The sequence below is a fragment of the Winogradskyella marina genome (assembly GCF_015645385.1).
Classification (GTDB): Bacteria; Bacteroidota; Bacteroidia; order Flavobacteriales; family Flavobacteriaceae; genus Winogradskyella; species Winogradskyella marina.
In genome coordinates, this window is the sequence record NZ_JADOET010000025.1 from 1 (window position 1) to 22,684 (window position 22,684).

24 protein-coding genes, 1 tRNA gene and 1 pseudogene are annotated in these 22,684 nt (G+C 33.7%); 21 read left to right on the top strand and 5 right to left on the bottom strand.

Annotation, left to right across the window (positions count from 1 at the left end):
- The 15 genes and pseudogenes from ITJ86_RS16630 to ITJ86_RS17550 form a co-directional block, all read left to right on the top strand.
- Nucleotides 1–1,276: DASH family cryptochrome (locus ITJ86_RS16630; RefSeq protein WP_195872783.1), on the top strand; the 1,276-nt coding region annotated here is incomplete at its 5' end.
- Nucleotides 1,277–1,800: 524 nt separating this feature from the next.
- Nucleotides 1,801–3,270, top strand: coding sequence for a cryptochrome/photolyase family protein (locus ITJ86_RS16635; RefSeq protein ID WP_195872784.1), 1,470 nt, complete (start codon nt 1,801–1,803; stop codon nt 3,268–3,270).
- Nucleotide 3,271: 1 nt separating this feature from the next.
- Nucleotides 3,272–4,762, top strand: a complete 1,491-nt coding sequence (locus tag ITJ86_RS16640; protein WP_195872785.1) for a cryptochrome/deoxyribodipyrimidine photo-lyase family protein — start codon at nt 3,272–3,274, stop codon at nt 4,760–4,762.
- A 101-nt stretch (nt 4,763–4,863) separates the two neighbouring features.
- The gene (locus ITJ86_RS16645; RefSeq protein ID WP_195872786.1) at nt 4,864–5,295 is read left to right on the top strand and encodes a hypothetical protein; all 432 of its coding nucleotides are present in this window, start codon (nt 4,864–4,866) and stop codon (nt 5,293–5,295) included.
- Nucleotides 5,292–5,564 (top strand): TIGR03643 family protein, encoded by a 273-nt coding sequence (locus ITJ86_RS16650; protein ID WP_195872787.1) that lies wholly within the window; start codon nt 5,292–5,294, stop codon nt 5,562–5,564. The genes ITJ86_RS16645 and ITJ86_RS16650 overlap by 4 nt, the downstream gene beginning before the upstream one ends.
- Before the next feature lie 139 nt (nt 5,565–5,703).
- Nucleotides 5,704–6,393: a GTP cyclohydrolase I FolE gene (gene folE / locus ITJ86_RS16655; RefSeq protein ID WP_195872788.1), complete on the top strand. Its 690-nt coding sequence runs from the start codon at nt 5,704–5,706 to the stop codon at nt 6,391–6,393.
- A 3-nt stretch (nt 6,394–6,396) separates the two neighbouring features.
- Complete coding sequence (locus ITJ86_RS16660) at nt 6,397–6,630, top strand: hypothetical protein (RefSeq protein WP_195872789.1); 234 nt, start codon at nt 6,397–6,399, stop codon at nt 6,628–6,630.
- Between the two features lie 8 nt (nt 6,631–6,638).
- Complete coding sequence (locus ITJ86_RS16665; protein WP_195872790.1) at nt 6,639–7,325, top strand: SDR family NAD(P)-dependent oxidoreductase; 687 nt, start codon at nt 6,639–6,641, stop codon at nt 7,323–7,325.
- Between the two features lie 31 nt (nt 7,326–7,356).
- Nucleotides 7,357–7,845: a glutathione peroxidase gene (locus ITJ86_RS16670; RefSeq protein WP_195872791.1), complete on the top strand. Its 489-nt coding sequence runs from the start codon at nt 7,357–7,359 to the stop codon at nt 7,843–7,845.
- A 6-nt stretch (nt 7,846–7,851) separates the two neighbouring features.
- Nucleotides 7,852–8,022 carry a Lacal_2735 family protein gene (locus ITJ86_RS16675; RefSeq protein ID WP_195872792.1) on the top strand — a complete coding sequence of 57 codons (171 nt, stop codon included), beginning with the start codon at nt 7,852–7,854 and terminating at the stop codon, nt 8,020–8,022.
- 1 nt (nt 8,023) lies between these two features.
- Complete coding sequence (locus ITJ86_RS16680; protein WP_195872793.1) at nt 8,024–8,488, top strand: TspO/MBR family protein; 465 nt, start codon at nt 8,024–8,026, stop codon at nt 8,486–8,488.
- A 129-nt stretch (nt 8,489–8,617) separates the two neighbouring features.
- Nucleotides 8,618–9,079, top strand: a complete 462-nt coding sequence (locus ITJ86_RS16685; protein WP_195872794.1) for an SRPBCC family protein — start codon at nt 8,618–8,620, stop codon at nt 9,077–9,079.
- Between the two features lie 246 nt (nt 9,080–9,325).
- Nucleotides 9,326–10,630: a cryptochrome/photolyase family protein gene (locus tag ITJ86_RS16690; protein WP_195872795.1), complete on the top strand. Its 1,305-nt coding sequence runs from the start codon at nt 9,326–9,328 to the stop codon at nt 10,628–10,630.
- A gap of 229 nt (nt 10,631–10,859) precedes the next feature.
- Nucleotides 10,860–10,997, top strand: a complete 138-nt coding sequence (locus ITJ86_RS17410; protein ID WP_230080334.1) for a hypothetical protein — start codon at nt 10,860–10,862, stop codon at nt 10,995–10,997.
- 15 nt (nt 10,998–11,012) lie between these two features.
- Nucleotides 11,013–11,183 (top strand): annotated as a pseudogene (locus ITJ86_RS17550) (SnoaL-like domain-containing protein); the annotation flags it as partial.
- A 94-nt stretch (nt 11,184–11,277) separates the two neighbouring features.
- On the opposite strand, the gene murA reads toward ITJ86_RS17550, so the two are convergent.
- The 3 genes from murA to ITJ86_RS16710 form a co-directional block, all read right to left on the bottom strand.
- Nucleotides 11,278–12,594, bottom strand: coding sequence for a UDP-N-acetylglucosamine 1-carboxyvinyltransferase (gene murA / locus ITJ86_RS16700; RefSeq protein ID WP_195872796.1), 1,317 nt, complete (start codon nt 12,592–12,594; stop codon nt 11,278–11,280).
- A 5-nt stretch (nt 12,595–12,599) separates the two neighbouring features.
- Entirely contained in the window at nt 12,600–13,259 is a 660-nt protein-coding gene (locus ITJ86_RS16705; protein ID WP_195872805.1) for a DUF4290 domain-containing protein, read from the bottom strand.
- An 89-nt stretch (nt 13,260–13,348) separates the two neighbouring features.
- Nucleotides 13,349–13,642: a DUF493 family protein gene (locus ITJ86_RS16710; protein WP_195872797.1), complete on the bottom strand. Its 294-nt coding sequence runs from the start codon at nt 13,640–13,642 to the stop codon at nt 13,349–13,351.
- Between the two features lie 194 nt (nt 13,643–13,836).
- Between ITJ86_RS16710 and ITJ86_RS16715 the strand changes: the two genes are divergently transcribed.
- The 5 genes from ITJ86_RS16715 (at nt 13,837) to ITJ86_RS16735 (ending at nt 18,699) form a co-directional block, all read left to right on the top strand.
- Nucleotides 13,837–14,379 carry an AAA family ATPase gene (locus ITJ86_RS16715; RefSeq protein WP_195872798.1) on the top strand — a complete coding sequence of 181 codons (543 nt, stop codon included), beginning with the start codon at nt 13,837–13,839 and terminating at the stop codon, nt 14,377–14,379.
- A gap of 258 nt (nt 14,380–14,637) precedes the next feature.
- The gene (locus ITJ86_RS16720; protein WP_195872799.1) at nt 14,638–16,533 is read left to right on the top strand and encodes a RecQ family ATP-dependent DNA helicase; all 1,896 of its coding nucleotides are present in this window, start codon (nt 14,638–14,640) and stop codon (nt 16,531–16,533) included.
- A complete protein-coding gene (gene fmt / locus ITJ86_RS16725; RefSeq protein ID WP_195872800.1) occupies nt 16,530–17,489 on the top strand; it encodes a methionyl-tRNA formyltransferase in 960 nt (319 codons plus the stop codon). The genes ITJ86_RS16720 and fmt overlap by 4 nt, the downstream gene beginning before the upstream one ends.
- Before the next feature lie 197 nt (nt 17,490–17,686).
- The gene (locus ITJ86_RS16730; protein WP_195872801.1) at nt 17,687–17,959 is read left to right on the top strand and encodes an HU family DNA-binding protein; all 273 of its coding nucleotides are present in this window, start codon (nt 17,687–17,689) and stop codon (nt 17,957–17,959) included.
- Nucleotides 17,960–18,144: 185 nt separating this feature from the next.
- Nucleotides 18,145–18,699, top strand: coding sequence for a YqgE/AlgH family protein (locus ITJ86_RS16735; RefSeq protein ID WP_195872802.1), 555 nt, complete (start codon nt 18,145–18,147; stop codon nt 18,697–18,699).
- 1,768 nt (nt 18,700–20,467) lie between these two features.
- On the opposite strand, the gene ITJ86_RS16740 is transcribed toward ITJ86_RS16735, so the two are convergent.
- The gene (locus ITJ86_RS16740) at nt 20,468–21,319 is read right to left on the bottom strand and encodes an aminotransferase class IV (protein ID WP_195872803.1); all 852 of its coding nucleotides are present in this window, start codon (nt 21,317–21,319) and stop codon (nt 20,468–20,470) included.
- A 165-nt stretch (nt 21,320–21,484) separates the two neighbouring features.
- Nucleotides 21,485–21,877: an START-like domain-containing protein gene (locus ITJ86_RS16745; RefSeq protein ID WP_195872804.1), complete on the bottom strand. Its 393-nt coding sequence runs from the start codon at nt 21,875–21,877 to the stop codon at nt 21,485–21,487.
- A 182-nt stretch (nt 21,878–22,059) separates the two neighbouring features.
- Between ITJ86_RS16745 and ITJ86_RS16750 the strand changes: the two genes are divergently transcribed.
- A tRNA-Met gene (locus tag ITJ86_RS16750) sits at nt 22,060–22,133 on the top strand.
- Nucleotides 22,134–22,684 lie beyond the last annotated feature (551 nt).

The following is a 22,684-nucleotide window of genomic DNA, read 5'->3' on the forward strand; positions in this document are numbered from 1 at the left end:
ATGGTTTAGAAACGATTTAAGAACCATAGATAATGCTGTTTTATGTGAAGCACAAAAAAACGGAAACCCACTCATTGCTGTGTTTTGTTTCAATCCCAATCACTTTGCAATTGACAAATTCGGATTTAAAAAAACAGAGAAATTTAGGGCAAAGTTTTTAATTGAATCTATCGAAGATTTAAGACTACAACTCAATAAATTAAACATTGATTTATTCGTTTTTCATCAACATCCAGAAGTTATAATTCCTGAGCTATGCAAAACCTATAATGTCAGTTCAATATTTCTTCAAAAGGAATGGGCCTCAGAAGAATTAGAAACTGAAAATGCCGTTAAATCTAAATTAGGTTCCATTAACTGGCATGCCATTTACAATCAGTTGTTATATCATCCTGAAGACCTCATTTTCAAAATTGAACAAACACCACAAGTCTTTACCAACTTTAGAAAACAACTTGAAAAGTACGTTGCCATTCGTCCAGAATTACAACCAAAAATATATCCTGAAAGCAATCGTATTGCCAACAACACTAAAATTCCAACACTTAACGATTTAGGTTTTGACCATTTTGAAACCAATCCACATTCGGCTTTTCCATTTAAAGGTGGTGAAACGGAAGCTAACAAACGCCTCGAAGATTATTTCTTCAACACTAAAAAATTAGGATTTTATAAAAAAACGAGAAACGGATTAGTGGGTGTTGATTACAGTTCTAAGTTTTCGCCTTGGTTGGCCAGCGGTTGTATTTCTGCAAGAACCATTTATTGGCAGGTTAAAAAATTTGAAAAGGAATACTTCAAAAACCAATCCACCTATTGGCTCATTTTTGAACTCATTTGGCGCGATTATTTTAAATATGTGTCCTTAAAACATGGCAACCAAATCTTCAAATTAGAAGGCATACTTAAAAAGGATTACGATTGGTCATCAAATCAAACGCATATTCAAAATTGGATGAATGGCGAAACAGCATCAGAATTTGTGAACGCCAATATGATTGAACTAAAAGAAACCGGTTGGATGAGTAACAGAGGACGGCAAAATGTTGCCTCTTATTTTGCCAAAGCATTAGAATTAGATTGGCGCATTGGTGCTGCCTATTTTGAGTCTTTACTCATAGATTATGATGTGCACAGCAACTATGGCAATTGGATGTACGTCGCAGGTGTTGGCAACGACCCAAGAGATAGAAAATTTAATGTTGAATTGCAAGCGGAACGTTATGACGCGAACAGAAAATTTAGAAGCCTTTGGTTGCAACCAACATTGTTCTAAAAACGAAACGTCACATCGAGTGATTTTGAAGAATGAAAAATAGTATCGAGATGCAATATGTACCATTCCTGAAAGGTTTCTAAAACCTTGTAGGTCTTTAAACCAGAAATAAATACTTAATAAATGCGCAATCAACACTGTTCCGAAAACGAAACGTCACATCGAGTGATTTTGAAGAATGAAAAATAGTATCGAGATGCAATATGTACCATTCCTGAAAGGTTTCTAAAACCTTGTAAGTATGTAAAAGCGGAACGTTATGACGCGAATAAAAAATTTAGAAGTCTTTGGTTGCAACCAACATTGTTCTAAAAACGAAACGTCACATCGAGTGATTTTGAAGAATGAAAAATAGTATCGAGATGCAGCTGGTTTTAGACCTACAATAAATACCAACAAGGTACTCAAGACCTTGCAGGACTAAAAAATCGGGGACAACCCTCTAAATAAACGCTCGGACAAATGTCCCCTTGAGGGGACTTTAGGGGTGTAAAAGAAATAATTTTAAAGCAAATAGTACTAAATTGAAAGAAGCCATACTCATATTTCCACATCAATTATTTAAGGATGCACCAATTCTTAAAGTAGATGCTGATATTTATTTGATTGAAGAATTCTTATTCTTTAAACAGTATAAATTCCACAAACAAAAAATTGCGTTTCACAGAGCTTCCATGAAGGCTTATGCGGACTATCTCGAAACCCAAGGTAAAACCGTAAACTATATTGAAGCGACAACGAAACAATCAGACGTTAGACAACTCATACCAAAGCTTATTGGAGATGGCGTTGAAAAACTTCTTATTATGGACCCAACAGATAATTGGCTTCAGAAACATATTAATTCGGCTTCTAAATCAATAGATATTGAATGGTATGAAAATCCATTATTCATAAATACTAAAGACGAATTAAGTTCATTCTTTAAACCCACTAAAAAGAAATTCTTTCAAACCTCTTTTTACAAACAACAACGTAAAGACCGCGATATTTTAATGGTTAATAGTGAGCCAGAAGGTGGTAAACTCACCTATGATTCAGATAACCGAAAGAAATACCCAAAAGATAAAATACCACCATCGATTCATTTTCCAGATAAAACAAAGTATCACAAGAACGCTGAAGCGTATGTCAACGCTAATTTTAGCGAGCATTATGGCGAACTCAATGATTTTGTCATTTACCCTATAGATTTTAAAGCTTCAGAAGATTGGCTACATCAGTTTTTTGAACAACGCTTTCATGAGTTTGGACCTTATGAAGATGCCATCGTCAAGGAAGAGCACTTTCTAAATCATAGCATCCTCTCGCCTCTTATCAATGTTGGGTTGCTTAATCCTATGGACGTTATAGACAAAGCTATCGATTACGCCAAATCTAATGACGTACCATTAAATTCATTAGAAGGTTTTGTACGACAAATATTAGGTTGGCGCGAATTTATAAGAGGTGTTTATGAGGTAAAAGGTACTGAAGAACGGACAAAAAACTTTTGGAACTTCAACAAGAAAATACCAGCGTCGTTCTATGAGGGCACAACAGGCATTAAACCTATTGACGACGTTATTAAAAAAGTATTAAAAACAGGCTACGCACATCATATTGAACGCTTAATGCTACTCGGTAATTTTATGGTGCTTTGCGAATTTCATCCAGACGATGTTTACCAATGGTTTATGGAAATGTTTATAGACGCATACGATTGGGTTATGGTACCCAATGTGTATGGCATGAGTTTGTTTGCAGATGGTGGTTTAATGTCTACAAAACCATATATCAGTAGCAGCAACTACATCATGAAAATGAGCAACTACTCTAAAGGCGATTGGCAAGCCACTTGGGATGGTTTATTCTGGACGTTTATGGATAAGCATCGCGATTTCTTTGCTGGCAATCCGAGATTAGGAATGTTATTAGGCAATTTAGATAGAATGAAAAAAGAGACTTTAGAAAACCATTTTAACAACGCAGAACAATTTTTAGAGCAACTTTAAGATGAAAGCAAAAGAACATATTAATGTCGTTTGGTTGAAGCGCGATTTGAGACTTCAGGATAATGAAGCGCTATCGAATGCTTTAAAGTCAGGTAAACGCGTTCTAATTTTATATGTTTTTGAACATGTATTGTTGAATGATGCACATTATAGCGAACGTCATTTTAATTTTATTAAAGAATCTTTAAAAGATTTAAATGAAAATCTCGCTGCACATCACACTAAAGTATTAACGGTAACGAGCGATATTACAAGTGCGTTTAATCAACTGCAAGAATTTTATAAAATTGATACCGTTTTTTCTCACGTTGAAACCGGATTGCTAGTCACCTATAATAGAGACCAAGAATTTACACGCTATTGTCGAAACAATTTAATGAACTGGGAAGAATCTAAAAATAATGGTGTTGAGCGTGGTTTGGTTAATAGAGACAATTGGTTTGAAAATTGGGAAACCTACATGAATAATGCTTTGGAAGTGTTTCAACCTCGCGATAATCAGTTCCTAAACCATTTAGAAATTGAAACCTTAGAAACCATACTTTCTATAACAGATTTAACAACACCAGAAGCTACAAAATTTCAAAAAGGTGGAACAACCATGGGTTGGAAATATGCCAATTCATTTTTTGAAAATAGACATGAAGATTACATGGTTAATATTTCAAAACCGGAAGCTTCAAGAACAAGTTGCAGCAGAATTTCGCCATACATCGCTTGGGGAAATTTATCTATTCGACAAGTATACCAGAAAGCAAAGCGATTAAAATCCACAGCTCAAGATAAACGTCATATTGGTGCATTCATTTCAAGATTACGATGGCAAGCGCATTTTATTCAAAAGTTTGAAATGGAACACACTATGGAAAACGCAAGCGTTAATAAAGGCTATCATAAATTAAAGAAAACTCTATCCGATAGTTATCAAAAGGCATGGAAAGAAGGCCAAACCGGATTTCCGTTAGTAGATGCTAGTATGCGTTGTTTAATTGAAACAGGTTACGTAAATTTTAGAATGCGTGCCATGTTGGCATCTTTTTTCACACATATTCTATGGCAACCTTGGCAGTCTGCAACCACACATTTATCGCAACAATTTTTAGATTTCGAGCCAGGCATCCATTTTCCACAATTACAGATGCAAGCTGGCGAAACAGGCATCAATAATCTAAGAATTTACAACCCCACACTCAACGGTTTAAAGTACGATCCTGATGCTGAATTTATAAAAAAATGGGTTCCAGAATTAGCACACTTAGACCCCCCTTTTATCCATGAACCTTATTTAATGACTGAAATGGAACAAGCCTTTTACAAGTTTAGCCCTGGTGTAGATTACCCAATGCCTATAGTAGATATAAAGGAAAACCGGAAGCGCGCCAGTGAAATTCTTTGGAATATGAAAAACGATGCAGAAGTTATTAGTGAAAGTTATAGAATCTTAAAACGACATACCTTACAAGATAGAAAGCGTATGTTGAGAAACGATTGATTTTTATATCATTATAACTAAGCCTCATAGTCATAAATATCTGTTAATTTTTGTTTAACCTTTTAACAAATTAGTTAAACATTACATATATTTGAAACTATATGATATTAAATACCACACATCACAATTCAGATTCCAAGCAAATCATTTCCGATTTAGTTGGCAGTCCGTTTAGTTTGGTACAAAAATTGAAAATGAAAGGTGTAGGTTCTAAACGTATGATAATTGATGAGGTAAGTCCTAATATGCAATCGATGATGAATTTGGTATCTGATATTAATTATGGAAATATAGAACTAAGACCAAAAGGTATTTTAATTAGAATTAATAAAGGATTACAAAATTTTACATGGATCATACCTTATTACCATCTTGTTATATATAAAATCAATGGATCTAGTATACATGCACAAGGAAAATTTGTGCACTTTAGAGCCAATAAAACTTTTAAAGAAAACAAGAAGTTTTTTGACAAATTAATGGATGAAAAAGTAAAGTACGATTTTCATCATGCAATGCCTAACGGACTATGAATTTAGAACTAAAAGACATTGACAGAATTATTGAAATGGCATGGGAAGACCGAACACCTTTTGATGCTATTACATTTCAATTTAAGTTGAAAGAACAAGAGGTTATTAATTTGATGCGAAGAGAATTAAAACCAAGTAGCTTCAGATTATGGAGAGCGCGAGTACAAGGAAGAGCTACTAAACACAGTAAAAAAAGAATGTTTGACAAAGGCAGATTTAAATGCTCGAGACAAAGAACAATATCAAATAACTCTATTTCAAAACGTTAACACGTGCTTTGATTTAAGTTTGGAGTACTTAAAGACAGCACATTAAAAAGATTCTATGAAATGAGTCAAGTTCAATAAACAATTGTAAAGTAAACTTGACGAATTCCATCTGACCTTTGATTAAAATTTAAAAAAACAGATGAGTACAGAAACAACTTCCAAAGCAAATGGACAGCTTAATGGTTTTACAGATGAAGCTATAGGCGACGACCATTTATTTACAAGTTTAGACACACCAATGAAAGCCAATGCTTTTGATATGTCTAACGAAGAAAAGAAAAAACGCATATCTATTTTATTTTCAGAAATAATGGATGTCATGGGTTTAGATTTAACCGATGATTCACTTCAAGGCACACCAGACCGCGTTGCAAAAATGTATATTGAAGAAATATTTTCTGGTTTAGACCCAAAAAACAAGCCTAAAATGGCGCTTTTTGAAAATAAATATCAATATAATCAGATGTTAGTAGAAAAAAATATTACCTTCTACTCTAATTGTGAGCATCATTTTGTACCTATTATAGGAAAAGCACATATTGCGTACAAGTCATCAGGAAAGGTTATTGGACTTTCTAAACTAAATAGAATTGTTCAATATTATGCTAAACGCCCTCAGGTTCAAGAGCGATTAACAAATCAAATTGCAAATGAACTTAAAACGGTTTTAGAAACAGAAGATGTTGCTGTTATTATTGATGCCAAACACTTATGTGTCTCTTCTAGAGGTGTTCAAGATGACACATCCACCACAGTAACAACATATTATGGTGGCGAATTTAATAACGCTTCAAAAATTTTAGAATTACAAAACTATTTAAACAATTAAGCTATGGAAACAACAATCGAAAAAGCTTTAGAATTTGAAAACAGAAAGTTTTCATTTAAAACAACAAGTGACAGAATTTTAGCAGCAAGAGAGGCTAAAGATTTAATTTTAGAAGTCAACGAACTATATAAGCAAGAAAAAGACAGCAAGTTAATGGACATAATGAAGCGTCTTACGGTTATTAAACAAAAGATTGAAAAGCGCCTAAAAGGTAGACCATTAACTGCAACATCTTAAGTGTAGCAATGAAAAGGTTAATTATTATTGGAGGAAGCAAAGGTATTGGTAAGGCAATTACCGCTTCTTTGCTTTCTTCTTATGATGAAATTGTAAATATCAGTCGTACATCGCCAAAAGAGTCCTATCCTAATTTAAAACATTACGATTGTGATATTCTAACGGATGATTTACCAGACATAGATACAGCCGACGGGTTAGTGTATTGCCCTGGAAGTATTAATCTTAAACCGATACAAAGACTTAGTGTTGATGATTTTAAAAATGATTTCGACATTAATGTTATTGGAGCTGTTAAAGCCATACAAACGTATTTACCAGCTTTAAAAAAAGGTAGCAAACCATCAATTGTACTGTTTAGTACGGTTGCTGCAAAGTTAGGAATGCCGTTTCATGCTAGTGTAGCAGCTTCAAAATCGGCAATCGAAGGCTTAACAAAATCTCTAGGTGCCGAATTAGCACCAAACATACGCATCAATGCTATTGCTCCTACGGTTACAGATACTGAGTTGGCTTCAAAATTATTGCGTAATGAACGGATGATTGATAATATGAATGAACGTCATCCCTTAAAAAAATATCTTCAACCCAAAGAAGTTGCAGATATGGCAGGCTTTTTATTATCAGAAAAAGCGGCTTCTATGTCAGGACAAATATTTGAAATGGACTGTGGCATCGTAAGTTTCAAATTGTAAATACCATATAATTACTTAATATAAAAACATCATGATAGCAACTGCTACGCAATCCGTGTACGATATAAAGATTAAAAGCCTTCAAGGTGAACCTATTAATTTACATCAATTTAAAGGAAAAAAAATACTGTTTGTAAATGTCGCTTCTAAATGTGGATTTACACCGCAGTATAGAGATTTACAAAAATTACAGGATACCTATAAAGATTCACTTGTTATTATTGGTGTGCCATGTAACCAATTTGGAAAACAAGAACCAGGTAATTCCAAAGAAATTGAAGAGTTCTGTGAAGTGAACTATGGAGTTTCCTTTTTAATGACTGAAAAAATTGATGTTAAAGGAGAAAATCAACATCCATTATATGCTTGGTTAACAAAAAAGTCTTTAAATGGGAAACAAAATTCAGTGGTGAAATGGAATTTTCAGAAGTATTTAATTGATGAACATGGAGAATTTCTCGACTACTATTATTCTATTACAAGCCCTAAAAGTTCAAGATTATTAAAGTATTTAAACTAGAGTGTGATGTTTGGATTATTTAAGAAAAAATCAGAAGTAGAAAAACTGCAAAACCAATACGAAAAACTAATGGCAGATTGGCATAAACTTTCTACCACAAATAGAGCTGAAAGCGACAAAAAATATGCTGAAGCCCAATTAATCAGTGACAAAATTGATAACTTAAAAAAAAACTAAATTGAAAAAAGCATATCTGTTCATCTTATTTTTGATTATCAATTTTGGTGCACTTGCGCTAGGCAGTTGGTTTATGGGAGATGCTGTTACGGGAGATTGGTATTCTAATCTAAACAAAGCTCCTTGGACACCTCCAGGTTGGGTTTTTGGAGTGGCTTGGACACTGATTATGGTTTGCTTTTCAATATATCTTAGTTATTTGTTTTCTATTAGGAAATCGAAATTTGTGATTTTTGTATACACGCTTGCTGTTCTGTTAAATATGAGTTGGAATTACGTGTTCTTTAATCAACAATTAACGCAATTAGGCTTCGTTAATATCATTTTACTCACCTTAGTGATTCTGTACTTCTTTATCACTTTTGGTGACGATAAATTGAGTCGATTAAAATACTTATTGTTGCCTTATATAATCTGGCTGTGTATCGCAACGTCCTTAAATGCTTATGTTGTTTTTAATAATTAGTGTCCACCTCGCTCAATAATCTGAATTATTGTGTTTTTAGAAATTTAGGTATAACGCAATTATAATTCAACCACATTATTTACCCATGTTCTTTAATCTAACGCCTACACTTCTCAATTTATAATTGTTATGAAAATATATACCTTACATAAAAAACAAAACTTACCGATCTCAGTAGATCAAGCATGGGAATTTCTCTCAAATCCTGCGAATTTAAAAACGATTACGCCAGATTATATGGGTTTCAATATCCTTTCAGGAGCTGATAGACCTATGTTTCCTGGACAGATTATTCAATATATCGTAACACCTGTTTTAGGCATTAAAACCAAATGGGTCACCGAAATCACCCATGTAAAAGACCATGAGTATTTTGTGGATGAACAACGTTTTGGACCTTACGCACTTTGGCATCATAAACATTTTATCAAAGCGATTGAAGGTGGCGTAGAAATGGAAGACATTATAGATTATAAACTACCAATGGGAATTTTAGGACAACTCGTTCATCCCATTGTAGTAAAGCCAAAATTGGAAGAAATTTTTAATTATAGAACTCAAAAATTAGAAGAGTTGTATGGGAAATATTAACGTGTAAACCTTAGCTAGACAAAACGTACGCATCCCAAATAACTCAATAACTAAATAACTAAATACCTCAATAACTAAATAACTCAATAACACAATAACTGAACATCTCAATAACTCAATAACTAAATATCTCAATTACTCAATAACTAAATAACTCAATAACACAATAACTGAACACCTCAATAACTAAATAACAGAACAACTAAACAACAGCACTCCTACTGCGCTCAAAGCATATAATAAAACATGAATAAAAAAGTAAATATTTTCTGGTTTCGACGCGATTTAAGATTGGATGATAATCTTGGGTTTTATGAAGCCTTAAGGGACAAACATCCCGTGTTACCAATGTTTATATTTGATACTGAAATTTTAGAACAGTTACCAAAAGACGATGCTCGTGTGACCTTTATTCATCAAACCTTACAGTCCATGAGGCAAACGTTACAAGATGATTACAATAGTAGCATTGCGATATTTCACGGCAAACCTGAAGCTATTTTTAAACAATTAATGGAAGACTATGAGATTGAAACAGTCTATACAAATCATGACTATGAACCTTATGCCACACAACGTGATCAGGAGATACAATCATTACTCGAAACCAATGCTATTGCATTCCACACCTATAAAGACCAAGTTATATTTGAAAAAAGTGAAGTCGTAAAAAAAGATGGCAAACCTTATTTGGTTTATACCCCTTATATGCGGACTTGGAAAGAAAAATTTCAGTCCACAAATTTAGAAATTTACTATACCAATTCATATTTAAATAATGTCATAGAACATAGTAGGCTTCCTAATCTAAGCTTATCTGATCTAGGTTTTGAAAAATCAAATCAAGAAATCAAAGCTTATGAAGTGACTCCTACGTTGATTCAAGAGTATGAGGCAACGCGGAATTTTCCAGCAAAAGATGCCACATCCCATTTAGGCCCTCACCTACGCTTTGGCACTGTTAGCATTCGTAAAATGGTAAAAAAAGCGATTGCAGAACAAAATGAAATCTTTTGGCAAGAACTGATTTGGCGCGAATTTTTCATGCAAATCCTCTGGCATTTCCCAGAAACAACTAATAACGCTTTCAAACCCAAATACGACAGAATTGAATGGCGTAATAACGAAGGTGAATTTAAAACATGGTGTGAAGGTAAAACAGGCTATCCATTAGTTGATGCTGGCATGCGCCAATTGAACCAAACGGGTTTTATGCACAATAGAGTCCGTATGCTTGTAGGTAGTTTTTTATGTAAACATTTATTAATTGATTGGCGTTGGGGAGAAGCTTATTTTGCTGAGAAACTGCACGATTATGAAATGGCTAGTAATGTTGGTAATTGGCAATGGGTTGCTGGTTGCGGTGTAGATGCCGCTCCGTATTTTAGAATTTTTAATCCTACAACGCAAATTCAAAAATTTGACAAGAATCACGCGTATATTAAACAATGGGTTCCAGAGTATCAAGAACTCACCTATCCACAGCCAATGGTAGATCATAAAGCGGCAAGAGAACGCTGTTTAGAAACGTACAAAACCGCATTAAGATAATCGATGTAAAATATAATTGAAACAAATTATAATAAATCTTAAAATTTAGCGTTGCTATATATAAGACTATTAAGGTCTTAACTGAAATAACCATTTCAACAAACAATTTTAAAGCTCTGATTAGTCGTCAGAGCTTTTTTTTATATTGGATTAAATAAGCCCTAAGTTTTTAAGAAAAGACAACAAGCTTTTTGTTAACGTTAAAGCACAAACGTTAAATCGAAACATTATGAATACTTGGGGAGTTGCAAGAAAATGGAAAGAAATGTGCGAAAAAGGGCATAACCTAGATGGCATTAACGAGCTGTACGCAGACCATGTGATAGGCCGAGAAATGCCAGGCAGTCCTGGTGAAGTGGTAACCTGAAAACAAAATGTTTGGAATAAAAACAAACAGTGGTTAGATAATGTAGAGAACATTCACGCTAGCAGTGATAGCAATCCTCTTGTAGCTGGAAACGTTTTTACGGCTAAATTAGATTACGATTGTACGTTTAAAGATAAAGGCCGTCAGCAAATCCAAGAAGTCTGTGTTTATGAAGTCATCACATAGTTATAAAAAAAGCTTCAAGAATAAACTTGAAGCTTTTTTATTTTATTTCGTTTTGACGCTTTTCACTAAAAGTAAAGCGATCACAACAGCTTATTTAATTACCTTCTACACGTTCAATTTTAGCTCCAATAGCTCTTAAACGCTCATCAATATTTTCGTATCCTCTGTCTATTTGTTCAATATTATGAATGGTTGACGTACCTTTTGCAGATAACGCTGCAATTAATAAAGAGACACCTGCTCTAATATCTGGCGACGTCATGGTAGTTGCTTTTAATGTGGATTTGTAATCGTGACCAATAACCGTTGCTCTATGTGGATCACAAAGGATAATCTTTGCTCCCATATCAATCAATTTATCAACGAAGAACAAACGACTTTCAAACATTTTTTGGTGGACAATTGCACTTCCTCTGGCTTGCGTTAAAACCGTTAAGATAATACTTAATAAATCGGGTGTAAATCCTGGCCATGGTGCATCAGAAATAGTTAAAATAGAACCATCAATAAAGTTTTGCACTTCGTATCCATCAGTATGTGCAGGAATATGAATATCATCACCTTGGCGCTCTACAGTAATTCCTATTTTTCTAAACACATTAGGAATCTGACCTAAATCGTCCCAACTTACATTAGTAATAGTCAATTCACTTTTTGTCATGGCAGCCAAACCAATCCAGCTACCAATTTCAATCATATCTGGTAACATTCTATGCTCAGTGCCTCCTAAAACAGCAACACCTTCTATAGTTAATAAGTTAGAACCAACACCAGAAATTTTTGCTCCCATACGATTCAACATTTTACAAAGTTGTTGTAAATACGGTTCGCAAGCGGCATTATAAATGGTCGTTGTGCCTTCTGCTAAAACAGCAGCCATTACAATATTAGCGGTTCCGGTCACAGAGGCTTCATCTAAAAGCATGTACGTTCCTTGTAATTTATCGGCTTCTACACCATAAAATAATTCTTCGCGATTATAACGGAATTTAGCTCCAAGATTAATAAAACCTTCAAAGTGTGTATCTAAACGACGACGACCAATTTTATCACCACCTGGTTTTGGGATATACCCTTTTCCAAAACGTGCTAACAATGGTCCAACAATCATAATAGAACCGCGTAAACCCTTACCATCTTCCTTAAATTCGGCAGATTCTAAGTACTTAAGATTAAGATCATCTGCTTTAAACGTATAAGATCCCTTATCGAGTTTATTAATTTTAACACCTAACTTTTTTAATAAAGCCATGAGTTTATTAACATCAATAATATCTGGAATGTTATCTATTTTAATTTCTTCGGCAGTTAAAAGTACCGCACATAAGATTTGTAAAGCTTCGTTTTTTGCACCTTGAGGTTGGATTTTCCCTTTTAATTGGTGACCTCCTTCAATTTTAAATGTACTCATACGTTTTAGTAACGTTTTCTGTTGTTAGAATATTTTTTCTTGTTAGAGTTGTTCCCCTTTTTATTAGAATTGTTTTTACCACCATACTTAGATTTAGTACGCATTAAGCTCGAAGCATCCGTAAGGTCTTCATTACTGTCCTTTAAGTTGATCTTTCCACCAGAAAGCTCATATAAATGATCGTAAATAACAGCGTCTTCAACAGTGTCTTTATTCCAATTAAGGAAACACTTTTTCATGTGGTTAGCAATGGTAAAGGTCAGCGCTTCTTTTAAATCACTGTCTTCCCAACCTACGGCAACATCTATCATGGTCTTTATATTATTACCATAAAAACGATATTTAGGATGGTTTTGAGGATATTTTAAAGGCTCTGGCTTTGCTTGTATTTCTTCTTTCGATGGTTCACCATAAGGTGCATCAACATCGATTTCAAAATTCGCCATTATAAACAATTGATCCCATAACTTATGTTGAAAATCTGGCACATCTCGTAAGTGTGGTTGTAGATTTCCCATTACAGAAATAATGGCCTTAGCTATTTTATTACGTTCTTCCTTAGTTTCGCGAGACTTAGCGTAATTAATCATCTTTTGCAGATGACGTCCATATTCTGGAATAATTAAATGCTCGCGCTCTGTGTTGTATTCTAAATCGTCAATCAAAATTGTAAAGTGTGTAGTATATAGTTTTAAACCTGAAGTCTCTAGGTTTTGTTGCAAAGTACAAAAAAATACGAAGCTTAAAAGGAATTTTATAAGGAAATTACACCTTCAACATTTTCGGCGACTTCCTTATATTTGGCAATAACCGCTTCTGGGTTTTTCATTCTTACATTTATAGAAACGCTAGTGTATTTTCCGTTCTTAGATTCTGTTGTAGTAATCACAGCTCCTAAATTATCAAAAAGTGCCTCGATATGATTAATACCTTCGCCTTTGGTAAGCACAATAAACTTGTATAAATACTCAGATGGCCAAAGGGCTGTATCGTAAAGTTGTGATTTTAATTTTTCGTAAAATTCGTCTGTTTTTTTCGAACTATCCATATTGAAGTTTTTCAGCTGCAAAGATACGTTTTATACGATATATAATTAAAGTGGATGGCTCATAAATTTAGCTTAAAATTCTAATTCGTGAGTCCAAAAACGAGTGGAACCTATCTAAAAAATTAAAGCATTATTTCAATACAGTTTCTGTATTTCATAAATAATCACGATTTTTACCCTATAAATAGTAAAATTTGAATCCAAAAAAAATTGTCATAGCAGGTGGACCAGGTACTGGAAAAACCACCATTATTAACGCCTTAAAAAAACATAACTTTTTATGTTATGATGAAATCTCTAGACAAATCACCTTACAAGCCAGAGAAGATGGCATTGAACAACTTTTTTTAACCGAACCCTTATTGTTCAGCGAAAAACTTTTAGAAGGTAGAACAAAACAATTTGTAGACGCTACAAAAGAATTAGAACCTGTAGTATTTCTAGATAGAGGTTTACCAGATGTTATTGCCTATATGGACTATATTGGTGACCACTATCCTGAGCATTTTGTTAAAGCCTGTGAAGACCATCAATACGACGCTATTTTTATTTTAGCACCTTGGCAAGACATCTTTACAAGCGATAGCGAACGTTACGAAAGTTTTGAAGAAGCCATTGAAATCCACAAACATTTGCTAGACTCCTATAAACGTTTTGGTTACCAATTAATTGACGTCCCTTTTGGAAGTGTAAAAACTAGAATCGAATTTATCCTAGAGTCCTTAAATTTGCAGTAATGCTTGTTTTACTATGTTATGTCGTATTTTTAATTTGAATTATGTTTAATTCAGATGAAATAGACATCAAAGATTTACAAACGCATTAACTTAACTAAAGGGTTTTGAGCTAAAATCAAAGCGTAGCAGTCGTTACGATTTTATTTTACATTAATCTATAAGCAAAGAAGAATTGCGTAGCACATCACGAATTCCTTTAATAAATTGAAAAAAGTGAGTAAACAAAATAAAGCGATTTTAGATAGTTAAATTGGCATCATGCATCCTATAGAAGTTTTAGAACGGTATTGGAATCATACCTCCTTTAGACCGCTGCAAGAAGAGATTATAACGTCGGTTTTAAACCGTGAAGACACCTTTGCGCTCTTACCAACAGGAGGAGGCAAATCGGTTTGTTTTCAAATTCCAGCGCTAATTCAAGAAGGGATCTGTATTGTTGTGTCTCCTTTAATCGCCTTAATGAAAGACCAAGTAAATACCTTAAAAGCTAAAGGTATAAAGGCTATTGCGCTAACTTCTGGTATGTCTTACAAAGATTTAGACACGCAATTAGATAATTGTATTTATGGCAATTACAAGTTTCTCTATCTCTCACCAGAACGTTTACAACAAACATTAGTACAAGAACGCATACAGCAAATGCGCGTTAATTTAATTGCTGTAGACGAAGCGCATTGTATAAGTCAATGGGGAAACGATTTTAGACCAGCATACAACAATATTTCAGTATTACGACAAATGCATCCTCATGTGAATTGTATTGCATTAACAGCAACCGCAAAGCATAATGTGGTAGATGATATTGTAGAGAATCTCGATTTTATAAATCCAAAAATATACAAGGCGTCTTTTGTAAGACCAAATATTGCCTATAACGTAATTCATACGGACGATAAATTATTTCAATTAGAACATCTGTTAAAAAAATATCCTGGTGCTTCTATTATTTACGTCCGAAACCGTAGAGCAACAACTGAAATCGATAACTTTTTAACCGCCAAAGGCTTGTCCTCTACATTCTATCATGGAGGTATTACAAACAAAGAGAAGCAAGATCGTTTAAACGCCTGGAGCAATGGACAAAAACAAATTATGGTGGCGACCACGGCTTTCGGAATGGGGATTGATAAAGCCAACGTCAAAACCGTTATTCATTTTAATTTACCAGAAAGTATAGAGAGTTATTACCAAGAAGCCGGAAGAGCAGGACGAGATGGAGAACCAGCCTATGCAATTATTCTAAAACAGCATATCGATGAAGACCACCTGCGCAACCAGTTTTTAAGCACCTTGCCATCGGTAGCTTTCGTAAAAACGGTGTATAATAAATTGTGTAACTACTTTCAAATCTCGTATGGTGAAGGCGAAAATACAGTCCATCAATTCGATTTTAAATCTTTTTGTAGCCAATATAAATTAAGTGCCAGTATTACTTATAATGCCTTAGTTCTGCTAGATCGCAATGCGATTATCACATTAACACAGCATTTTAATTTTAGAACCAAGATTCAGTTTATCACTACAAATGCGGTGTTATTTAAATATTTAGAAACGCATTTAGATTTAAATATTCTAGTTAAAATATTGCTGAGAACCTATGGAGGTATTTTTGATTACGAGACTAAAGTGAACCTTAATTTGGTCATTGATAAAGTGAGGCTTCCCGAAAAACAAGTAATCGCACAATTGCAACGTTTAGAAAAAGATGAAGTCATAAGCTTACAAATGGCAAATACAGATTCTGAAATCACCTTCTTGCAGCCAAGAGAAGATGCGGTTACTATTAATCCCATTGCAAAAACGATTGAACAACAACATATGCTAAAACATCAGCAAATTGAATCTGTATTATCGTATATTAATAATGATTCGGTGTGTAGAAGTCAACAACTTCTGCGCTATTTTGGAGAACAGACCACCAAGGTATGTGGTAAATGTTCAGTATGTATCGCTAACGCAACATCTAAAGGTCAGACGTCAGTTAACACGATTAGACTTCAAATTATTGCCGAGTTAGAAACCGAAACTTTATCTTCGCGCCAATTATTACAACGTGTTAAATGTTCAGAAAAACAACTTTTACAAAGTCTTTCAGAACTTATAGAACTTAATAAAATAAAATTAACATCAGCTAATACTTACGTACTGATATGACAAAAAAACGTGATTTACGCATCGTGTTTATGGGCACGCCAGATTTTGCAGTGGCCACATTAAAAGCACTTATAGACAACCAATATAATGTTGTTGGAGTTATAACTGCTCCAGACCGACCAGCCGGACGTGGACAAAAATTAAGAGCCTCTGCTGTGAAAAAATTCGCTGTAGAGCAGCAACTGACTATTTTACAACCTACCAACCTAAAGGCGGAACCATTTTTAGAAGAATTAAAGGAACTAAAGGCTAACCTACAAATTATTGTCGCGTTTAGAATGTTGCCTAAAGTAGTTTGGCAAATGCCAGAATACGGGACGTTTAACCTTCACGCCTCCCTATTACCACAATATAGAGGAGCAGCTCCAATTCATTGGGCTATTATTAATGGCGAAACCAAAACAGGTGTTACTACCTTTTTTATAGATGAAAAAATTGATACAGGGGCCATTATTCAAAGTGAAACAACCGAAATAAATGAAACCACAACTGTTGGTGAATTGCACGATGAATTAATGGCTATCGGTAGTGAATTAGTTGTAAAAACCGTAAAACATATCGAAGCAGACACGGTTACAACCACAATACAACCGCAATCAGACGATTTAAAAACTGCCTATAAACTTAATCGAGATAACTGCAAAATAGATTGGTCACAACCTTTAGATACCATATATAATAAGATTAGAGGTTTAAATCCATTTCCAACGGCTTGGTGTTATTTAGACAATAACGAAGATAAACCCGTAGCGGTAAAATTATATGGAGTAGAAAAACAAGTTGATAATCACAATTATAACAATGGCTGTATTATTGCGACTAAAGATGAGTTAAAAGTAGCCTGTAAAGGAGGTTACATTAATATTTTAGAAATTCAATTACCCGGAAAACGAAAAATGGACATCAAATCGTTACGAAATGGGTTTAATTTTTCTGACACTTCAAAACTGCTCTAAACCCTTATTATCAGTGGTTTTACAAAAAATCCGATGAAATGCATTGTCTTTATTAACAAATGTCATAAGTTATTAACAAAAACCCGTATTTCCCTTGCTATTACTTGTGTAGCTTAATATTCCTAATAATTTTGTGTACGGATTTTAAAGAACAATACATTTAGAACCGATATTTTAACAATTTAAATTTAATATTTATGAACAAAACAGATTTAATCAATGGAATGGCAGAGAATGCTGGAATTACTAAGGCAGCTGCTAAAAAAGCATTAGACTCATTATTAGTAGACATCGAAGGATCTTTACAAAAAGGTAACAGAGTTTCATTAGTAGGTTTTGGTTCTTGGTCAGTAACTAGAAGAGCTGCAAGAGACGGTAGAAACCCACAAACTGGAAAAACTATAAAAATCAAAGCTAAAAATGTAGTAAAATTTAAGGCAGGTTCTGACTTAAGTAGCGCTGTAAACTAAAACATTTTTTGTTTAAAATACAGAACCTGCTCTCTGAGCAGGTTTTTTTTTGCTTTAATTCTAAGGCGTTGCACAAAATTGAATTATGATTATTTGAATGTAATAACACACATTTAAATAGATATTAGTTGTTTTTTTAACAAAAAAAACATAGATTTAATCATATTAAACTTAGACAGACCAGAATGAACAAACCCGAAAAAGGCAATTTACTAATTGCCGAACCATCCATTATCGGCGATATTTCATTTAATCGTGCTGTGATTCTACTAGCAGATCACACCGCATTAGGTTCGGTTGGCTTTATTTTAAATAAGCCCTTAGAATATAATCTTAAAGATCTAATTGAAGGCACCGAATCCGAATTCCCTGTTTATAACGGTGGACCTGTAGAACAAGACAACCTCTATTTTATTCATAAATCACCAGAGCTTATCCCCAATAGCATCGAAATATCCAATGGTATCTTTTGGGGCGGAGATTTTAACGTGGTGCTCAACTTAATTAATAAAGCCAAAATTTCTACAGACGATATTCGGTTCTTTTTAGGCTATTCTGGTTGGGACGAACAACAATTAGACAATGAACTCGAGTCTAATGCCTGGCTAGTTTCTGAAAATATTTATAATAAAGAAATCATTTCTAAACCGTGTAACTCGTTTTGGCGCGAAAAAATGTTAGAACTTGGTGGCGATTATAGCATTTGGTCTAATGCACCTGAAAACCCAAGCTATAACTAATCATTCCTTTTAAAATTAAGCCTAATCTATATGGCATTTCTAACAATTATAAAAAGAGTTGACTTAAATAAGCGACTTTAACAAATTGCGTACGTTCCAAAATGATTACTAAGTAAACGACCTAAGAAGGTTTTACGTAAAAAATGAATTGAAGCGAAGGATTAAGCAAAAATCGTCGTCAACAAAATAGCTTATTATTTACTAAAACTTAAATGTTCACCATAGCATTCAACAAACCCAATGCACTTTACTTTTGCGCCGCAACAAAAGAAATTTTTAGTGAAAGGGTCTTAAGTCTTGATTTTTTTTGGTTCGTTTTTTTATCAAGAAAAAAATGAACATAACTTTTAAGTTTTCACATAACGCTGTTACACCTTAACCTACACACTAGATCTCATTACAAATCCGAAATCATTCATCATTCCTCTTAAAATTATATACGTTCCTAAATGATTATTAGATAAACGACCTAAGAAGGTTTTACGTAAAAAATGAATTGAAGCGAAGGGTTAAGCAAAAATCGTCGTCAACAAATAGCCTATTATTTACTAAAACTAAAATGTTCACCATAGCATTCAACAAACCCAATGCACTTTATTTTTGCGCCGCAGCAAAAGAAATTTTTAATAAAAGTTTATTAAGTCTTGATTTTTTTGATTCGTTTTTTCATCAAGGAAAAAATGAACATAGCATTTATGTTTCAACTTTAAGATCTAGAAAATAACCCTGTTAACCTTAAAGGTACCCACAAATCCGAAATCATTCATCATTCCTCTTAAAATTGTATGCTTCCTAAATGATTACTAGGTAAACGACCTAAGAAGGTTTTACGTAAAAAATGAATTGAAGCGAAGGATTAAGCAAAAATCGTCATCAACAAAATAGCCTATTAATTACTAAAACTTAAATGTTTACGATAGCATTCAACAAACCCAATGCACTTTATTTTTACGCCGCAGCAAAAGAAATTTTTAGTAAAAGGGTCTTAAGTCTTGATTTTTTTGGTTCGTTTTTTTATCAAGGAAAAAATGAACATAGTTTTTATTTTTTCACATAACGCTGTTACACCTTAAATCTACCGACTAGACCTCATCACAAATCCGAAATCATTCATCATTCCTCTTAAAATTATTTACGTTCCTAAATGATTACTAAGTAAACGACCTAAGAAGGTTTTACGTAAAAAATGAATTGAAGCGAAGGATGAAGCAAAAATCGTCGACAACAAAATAGCCTATTAATTACTAAAACTTAAATGCTCACAATAGCATTCAACAAACCCAAAGCACTTTATTTTTGCGCCGCAGCAAAAGAAATTTTTAGTAAAAACTTATTAAGTCTTGATTTTTTTGGTTCGTTTTTTCATCAAGGAAAAAATGAACATAACTTTTATTTTTTCACATAACGCTGTTCCACCTTTACCCTAACAACTAATTTTCATCGTACATTGTATAACATTGCTGACAATTACTGAAAGAATTAAATTGAATAGATTACTTTCCAAAATAATTACTAAGTAAACGACCTAAGAAAGTGTTACGTAAAAAATGAATTGAAGCGAAGAGTTAAGCAAAAATCGTCCTAAACAAATAGCCTATTATTTACTAAAACTTAAATGTTCACGATAGCATTCAACAAACCCAATGCACTTTATTTTTGCGCCGCAGCAAAAGAAATTTTTAGTAAAAGTTTATTAAGTCTTGATTTTTTTGGTTCGTTTTTTCATCAAGGAAAAAATGAACATATAATATCAAAAACAATAAGTAACCTACAATAACCTCAACTTCGCATTCAACTTACCAACAAGACTTTGAGCATAAGCACTACCATATGTTTTTTTACGATATTTTGTAATCGGCACAATACCTTTAATCACATTGGTAATAAATAACTCATCAGCTTTTTGAAGTTCAAACGGACTAATAGAAGCTTCCTCAACAATGACATTAACATCCTTTACCAGTAACTCTAGCAGTTGCTTTCGCATCACCCCTTTTAGACAACCTTCTTCTAATGGTGGTGTTTTAATTTTTCCGTCTTTAACTAAGAATAAATTACCATTTAGAGCTTCAATAACCTGTTTATCGGTATTTAAAATCAAACAGTTGTCTAAGTCATTGTCTTTAGCATAAATACTTCCAATAACGTGCATCGCTTTATTATTCGATTTTAATCCAGACAATAAACCTGGTGCAACAAAGTAATCTTTATATAAATCTACTACGTAATTTGCGTTATCAGCAATACTATAAAACGGCTCGTGATGTGGTTCTGCGGCAATATTAAAATGCACATCTGTGGTGTCAGACGGTAAATACTTACCTCCTTCTCCTCTATCGACATTTAATCGCACACGTGCGGAAGCATGTAATAAATCATTCGCCTCTAAGGTTTTTAAAATTTCTGCCTCTAAGAATTCCATGGTAAAATTCATTGGAATATCCATTCTAAGAATGCGCATAGAAGACATCAACCTAAAATAATGATCCTCCCAAAAGAAGATTTTACCATTAACAACCTTTAAAGTTTCAAAAAGGGCATCACCATATTTGTAACCTCTATTATTAACTGTCAGTTTTGAATCTGATTCAGTTCGTATCGAACCGTTAAAATTTACCATAAAAAACATCCTAGAGTCCCTTTAAAAGAACCATCGTTATAAAATTATAATGTAATCGATTAAATTATTCATTCTTGAAGTTAAGCTTAGAAATGAATAAAAAAAATCTCGATAGCGTTTTAAAACGATACCGAGACAAAGATATAATAGAATAATGAGTTGAGCTTATCTAGAGCCTAAAACTTGTTTCAAGCTAGAAATCTGATTTTCCCAAAGCATTTTGCCTTCATCGATTTCATCGTCTTCAGCATAATCTGTAATCATTAAAGAAACGTCTTTTGTGATCTCATCGACTTGAATTCGGATTTCAAAATAGCACGACGCACCATCTTCTTCATCACTTAACCAACGAAACTTAATACGTTCGCCTGATTTTTTACTTAATAATTTAGCCTGTTCTTCTGAGCCATCCCAAATAAAGGTGAATAATTCCCCTCGAGAATTAACGTTATCTGCAAACCATTCCGATAAGCCAGAAGGTGTTGATATATAGGTATATATTAGCGATGGTGATGCCTGAATCACAAACTCCATCTCATATTTTTCTTTTTCGTCCATAGTGTAATGTATTATGTGCTCAATATATACAATTATAGTTGAGTTTTAAAACTTTAAACTAAATTTATTTTTTTTAGATTTTATTGTTTGCTGTCCTAGAATTTGTTTTTATATTTGCAGCCGCAATTATCTGCATGTCCAGATAACGTATTTTAAAACACTAAATATGAATTGCGAATTATGGCGAGGTAGCTCAGTTGGTTAGAGCGTCGGATTCATAACCCGGAGGCCACGAGTTCAAATCTCGTTCTCGCTACAACAGTAAAAGTCCAGCACGATAGTGCCGGACTTTTTTATGCGTTACGCTGAAGCCATGCTTCAAAGCGTAAAAGCATAAAAAAAGGCCATAACAACGCCTTAGCGTTGTGGACTTTTACTATTGTACAGCTCACCTGCGAAGATTCACTGAAAGTAAATCAAAAAAACATCAAATATTAAAAGAAAAAAAGACCACAACAACGCCTTAGCGTTGTGGACTCTCACTATTGTAAAGCTCACCCACGAAAATCCACTAAAAGTAAATCATAAAAACATCAAACATTAAAAGAAATAAAAGCCATAACAACGCCTTAGCGTTGTGGACTTTTGCTATTGTACAGCTCACCTGCGAAGATTCACTGAAAGTAAATCAAAAAACCAACAAATATTAAAAGAAATTAAAGCCATAACAACGCCTTAGCGTTGTGGACTTTTGCTATTGTACAGCTCACCTGCGAAGATGCACTGAAAGTAAATCATAAAAAGCATCAAACATTAAAAGAAAAAAAGACCACAACAACGCCTTAGCATTGTGGACTCTCACTATTG

Excerpts from the sequence above, each read along its gene's own strand:
- ITJ86_RS16640 (WP_195872785.1), top strand. The coding sequence starts at position 3,272 with ATGAAAGCAAAAGAACATATTAATGTCGTTTGGTTGAAGCGCGATTTG.
- ITJ86_RS16645 (WP_195872786.1), top strand. The coding sequence starts at position 4,864 with ATGATATTAAATACCACACATCACAATTCAGATTCCAAGCAAATCATT.
- ITJ86_RS16650 (WP_195872787.1), top strand. The coding sequence starts at position 5,292 with ATGAATTTAGAACTAAAAGACATTGACAGAATTATTGAAATGGCATGG.
- folE (WP_195872788.1), top strand. The coding sequence starts at position 5,704 with ATGAGTACAGAAACAACTTCCAAAGCAAATGGACAGCTTAATGGTTTT.
- ITJ86_RS16660 (WP_195872789.1), top strand. The coding sequence starts at position 6,397 with ATGGAAACAACAATCGAAAAAGCTTTAGAATTTGAAAACAGAAAGTTT.
- ITJ86_RS16665 (WP_195872790.1), top strand. The coding sequence starts at position 6,639 with ATGAAAAGGTTAATTATTATTGGAGGAAGCAAAGGTATTGGTAAGGCA.
- ITJ86_RS16670 (WP_195872791.1), top strand. The coding sequence starts at position 7,357 with ATGATAGCAACTGCTACGCAATCCGTGTACGATATAAAGATTAAAAGC.
- ITJ86_RS16675 (WP_195872792.1), top strand. The coding sequence starts at position 7,852 with ATGTTTGGATTATTTAAGAAAAAATCAGAAGTAGAAAAACTGCAAAAC.
- ITJ86_RS16685 (WP_195872794.1), top strand. The coding sequence starts at position 8,618 with ATGAAAATATATACCTTACATAAAAAACAAAACTTACCGATCTCAGTA.
- ITJ86_RS16690 (WP_195872795.1), top strand. The coding sequence starts at position 9,326 with ATGAATAAAAAAGTAAATATTTTCTGGTTTCGACGCGATTTAAGATTG.
- ITJ86_RS17410 (WP_230080334.1), top strand. The coding sequence starts at position 10,860 with ATGAATACTTGGGGAGTTGCAAGAAAATGGAAAGAAATGTGCGAAAAA.
- murA (WP_195872796.1), bottom strand. The coding sequence starts at position 12,594 with ATGAGTACATTTAAAATTGAAGGAGGTCACCAATTAAAAGGGAAAATC.
- ITJ86_RS16710 (WP_195872797.1), bottom strand. The coding sequence starts at position 13,642 with ATGGATAGTTCGAAAAAAACAGACGAATTTTACGAAAAATTAAAATCA.
- ITJ86_RS16720 (WP_195872799.1), top strand. The coding sequence starts at position 14,638 with ATGCATCCTATAGAAGTTTTAGAACGGTATTGGAATCATACCTCCTTT.
- fmt (WP_195872800.1), top strand. The coding sequence starts at position 16,530 with ATGACAAAAAAACGTGATTTACGCATCGTGTTTATGGGCACGCCAGAT.
- ITJ86_RS16730 (WP_195872801.1), top strand. The coding sequence starts at position 17,687 with ATGAACAAAACAGATTTAATCAATGGAATGGCAGAGAATGCTGGAATT.
- ITJ86_RS16735 (WP_195872802.1), top strand. The coding sequence starts at position 18,145 with ATGAACAAACCCGAAAAAGGCAATTTACTAATTGCCGAACCATCCATT.
- ITJ86_RS16740 (WP_195872803.1), bottom strand. The coding sequence starts at position 21,319 with ATGGTAAATTTTAACGGTTCGATACGAACTGAATCAGATTCAAAACTG.
- ITJ86_RS16745 (WP_195872804.1), bottom strand. The coding sequence starts at position 21,877 with ATGGACGAAAAAGAAAAATATGAGATGGAGTTTGTGATTCAGGCATCA.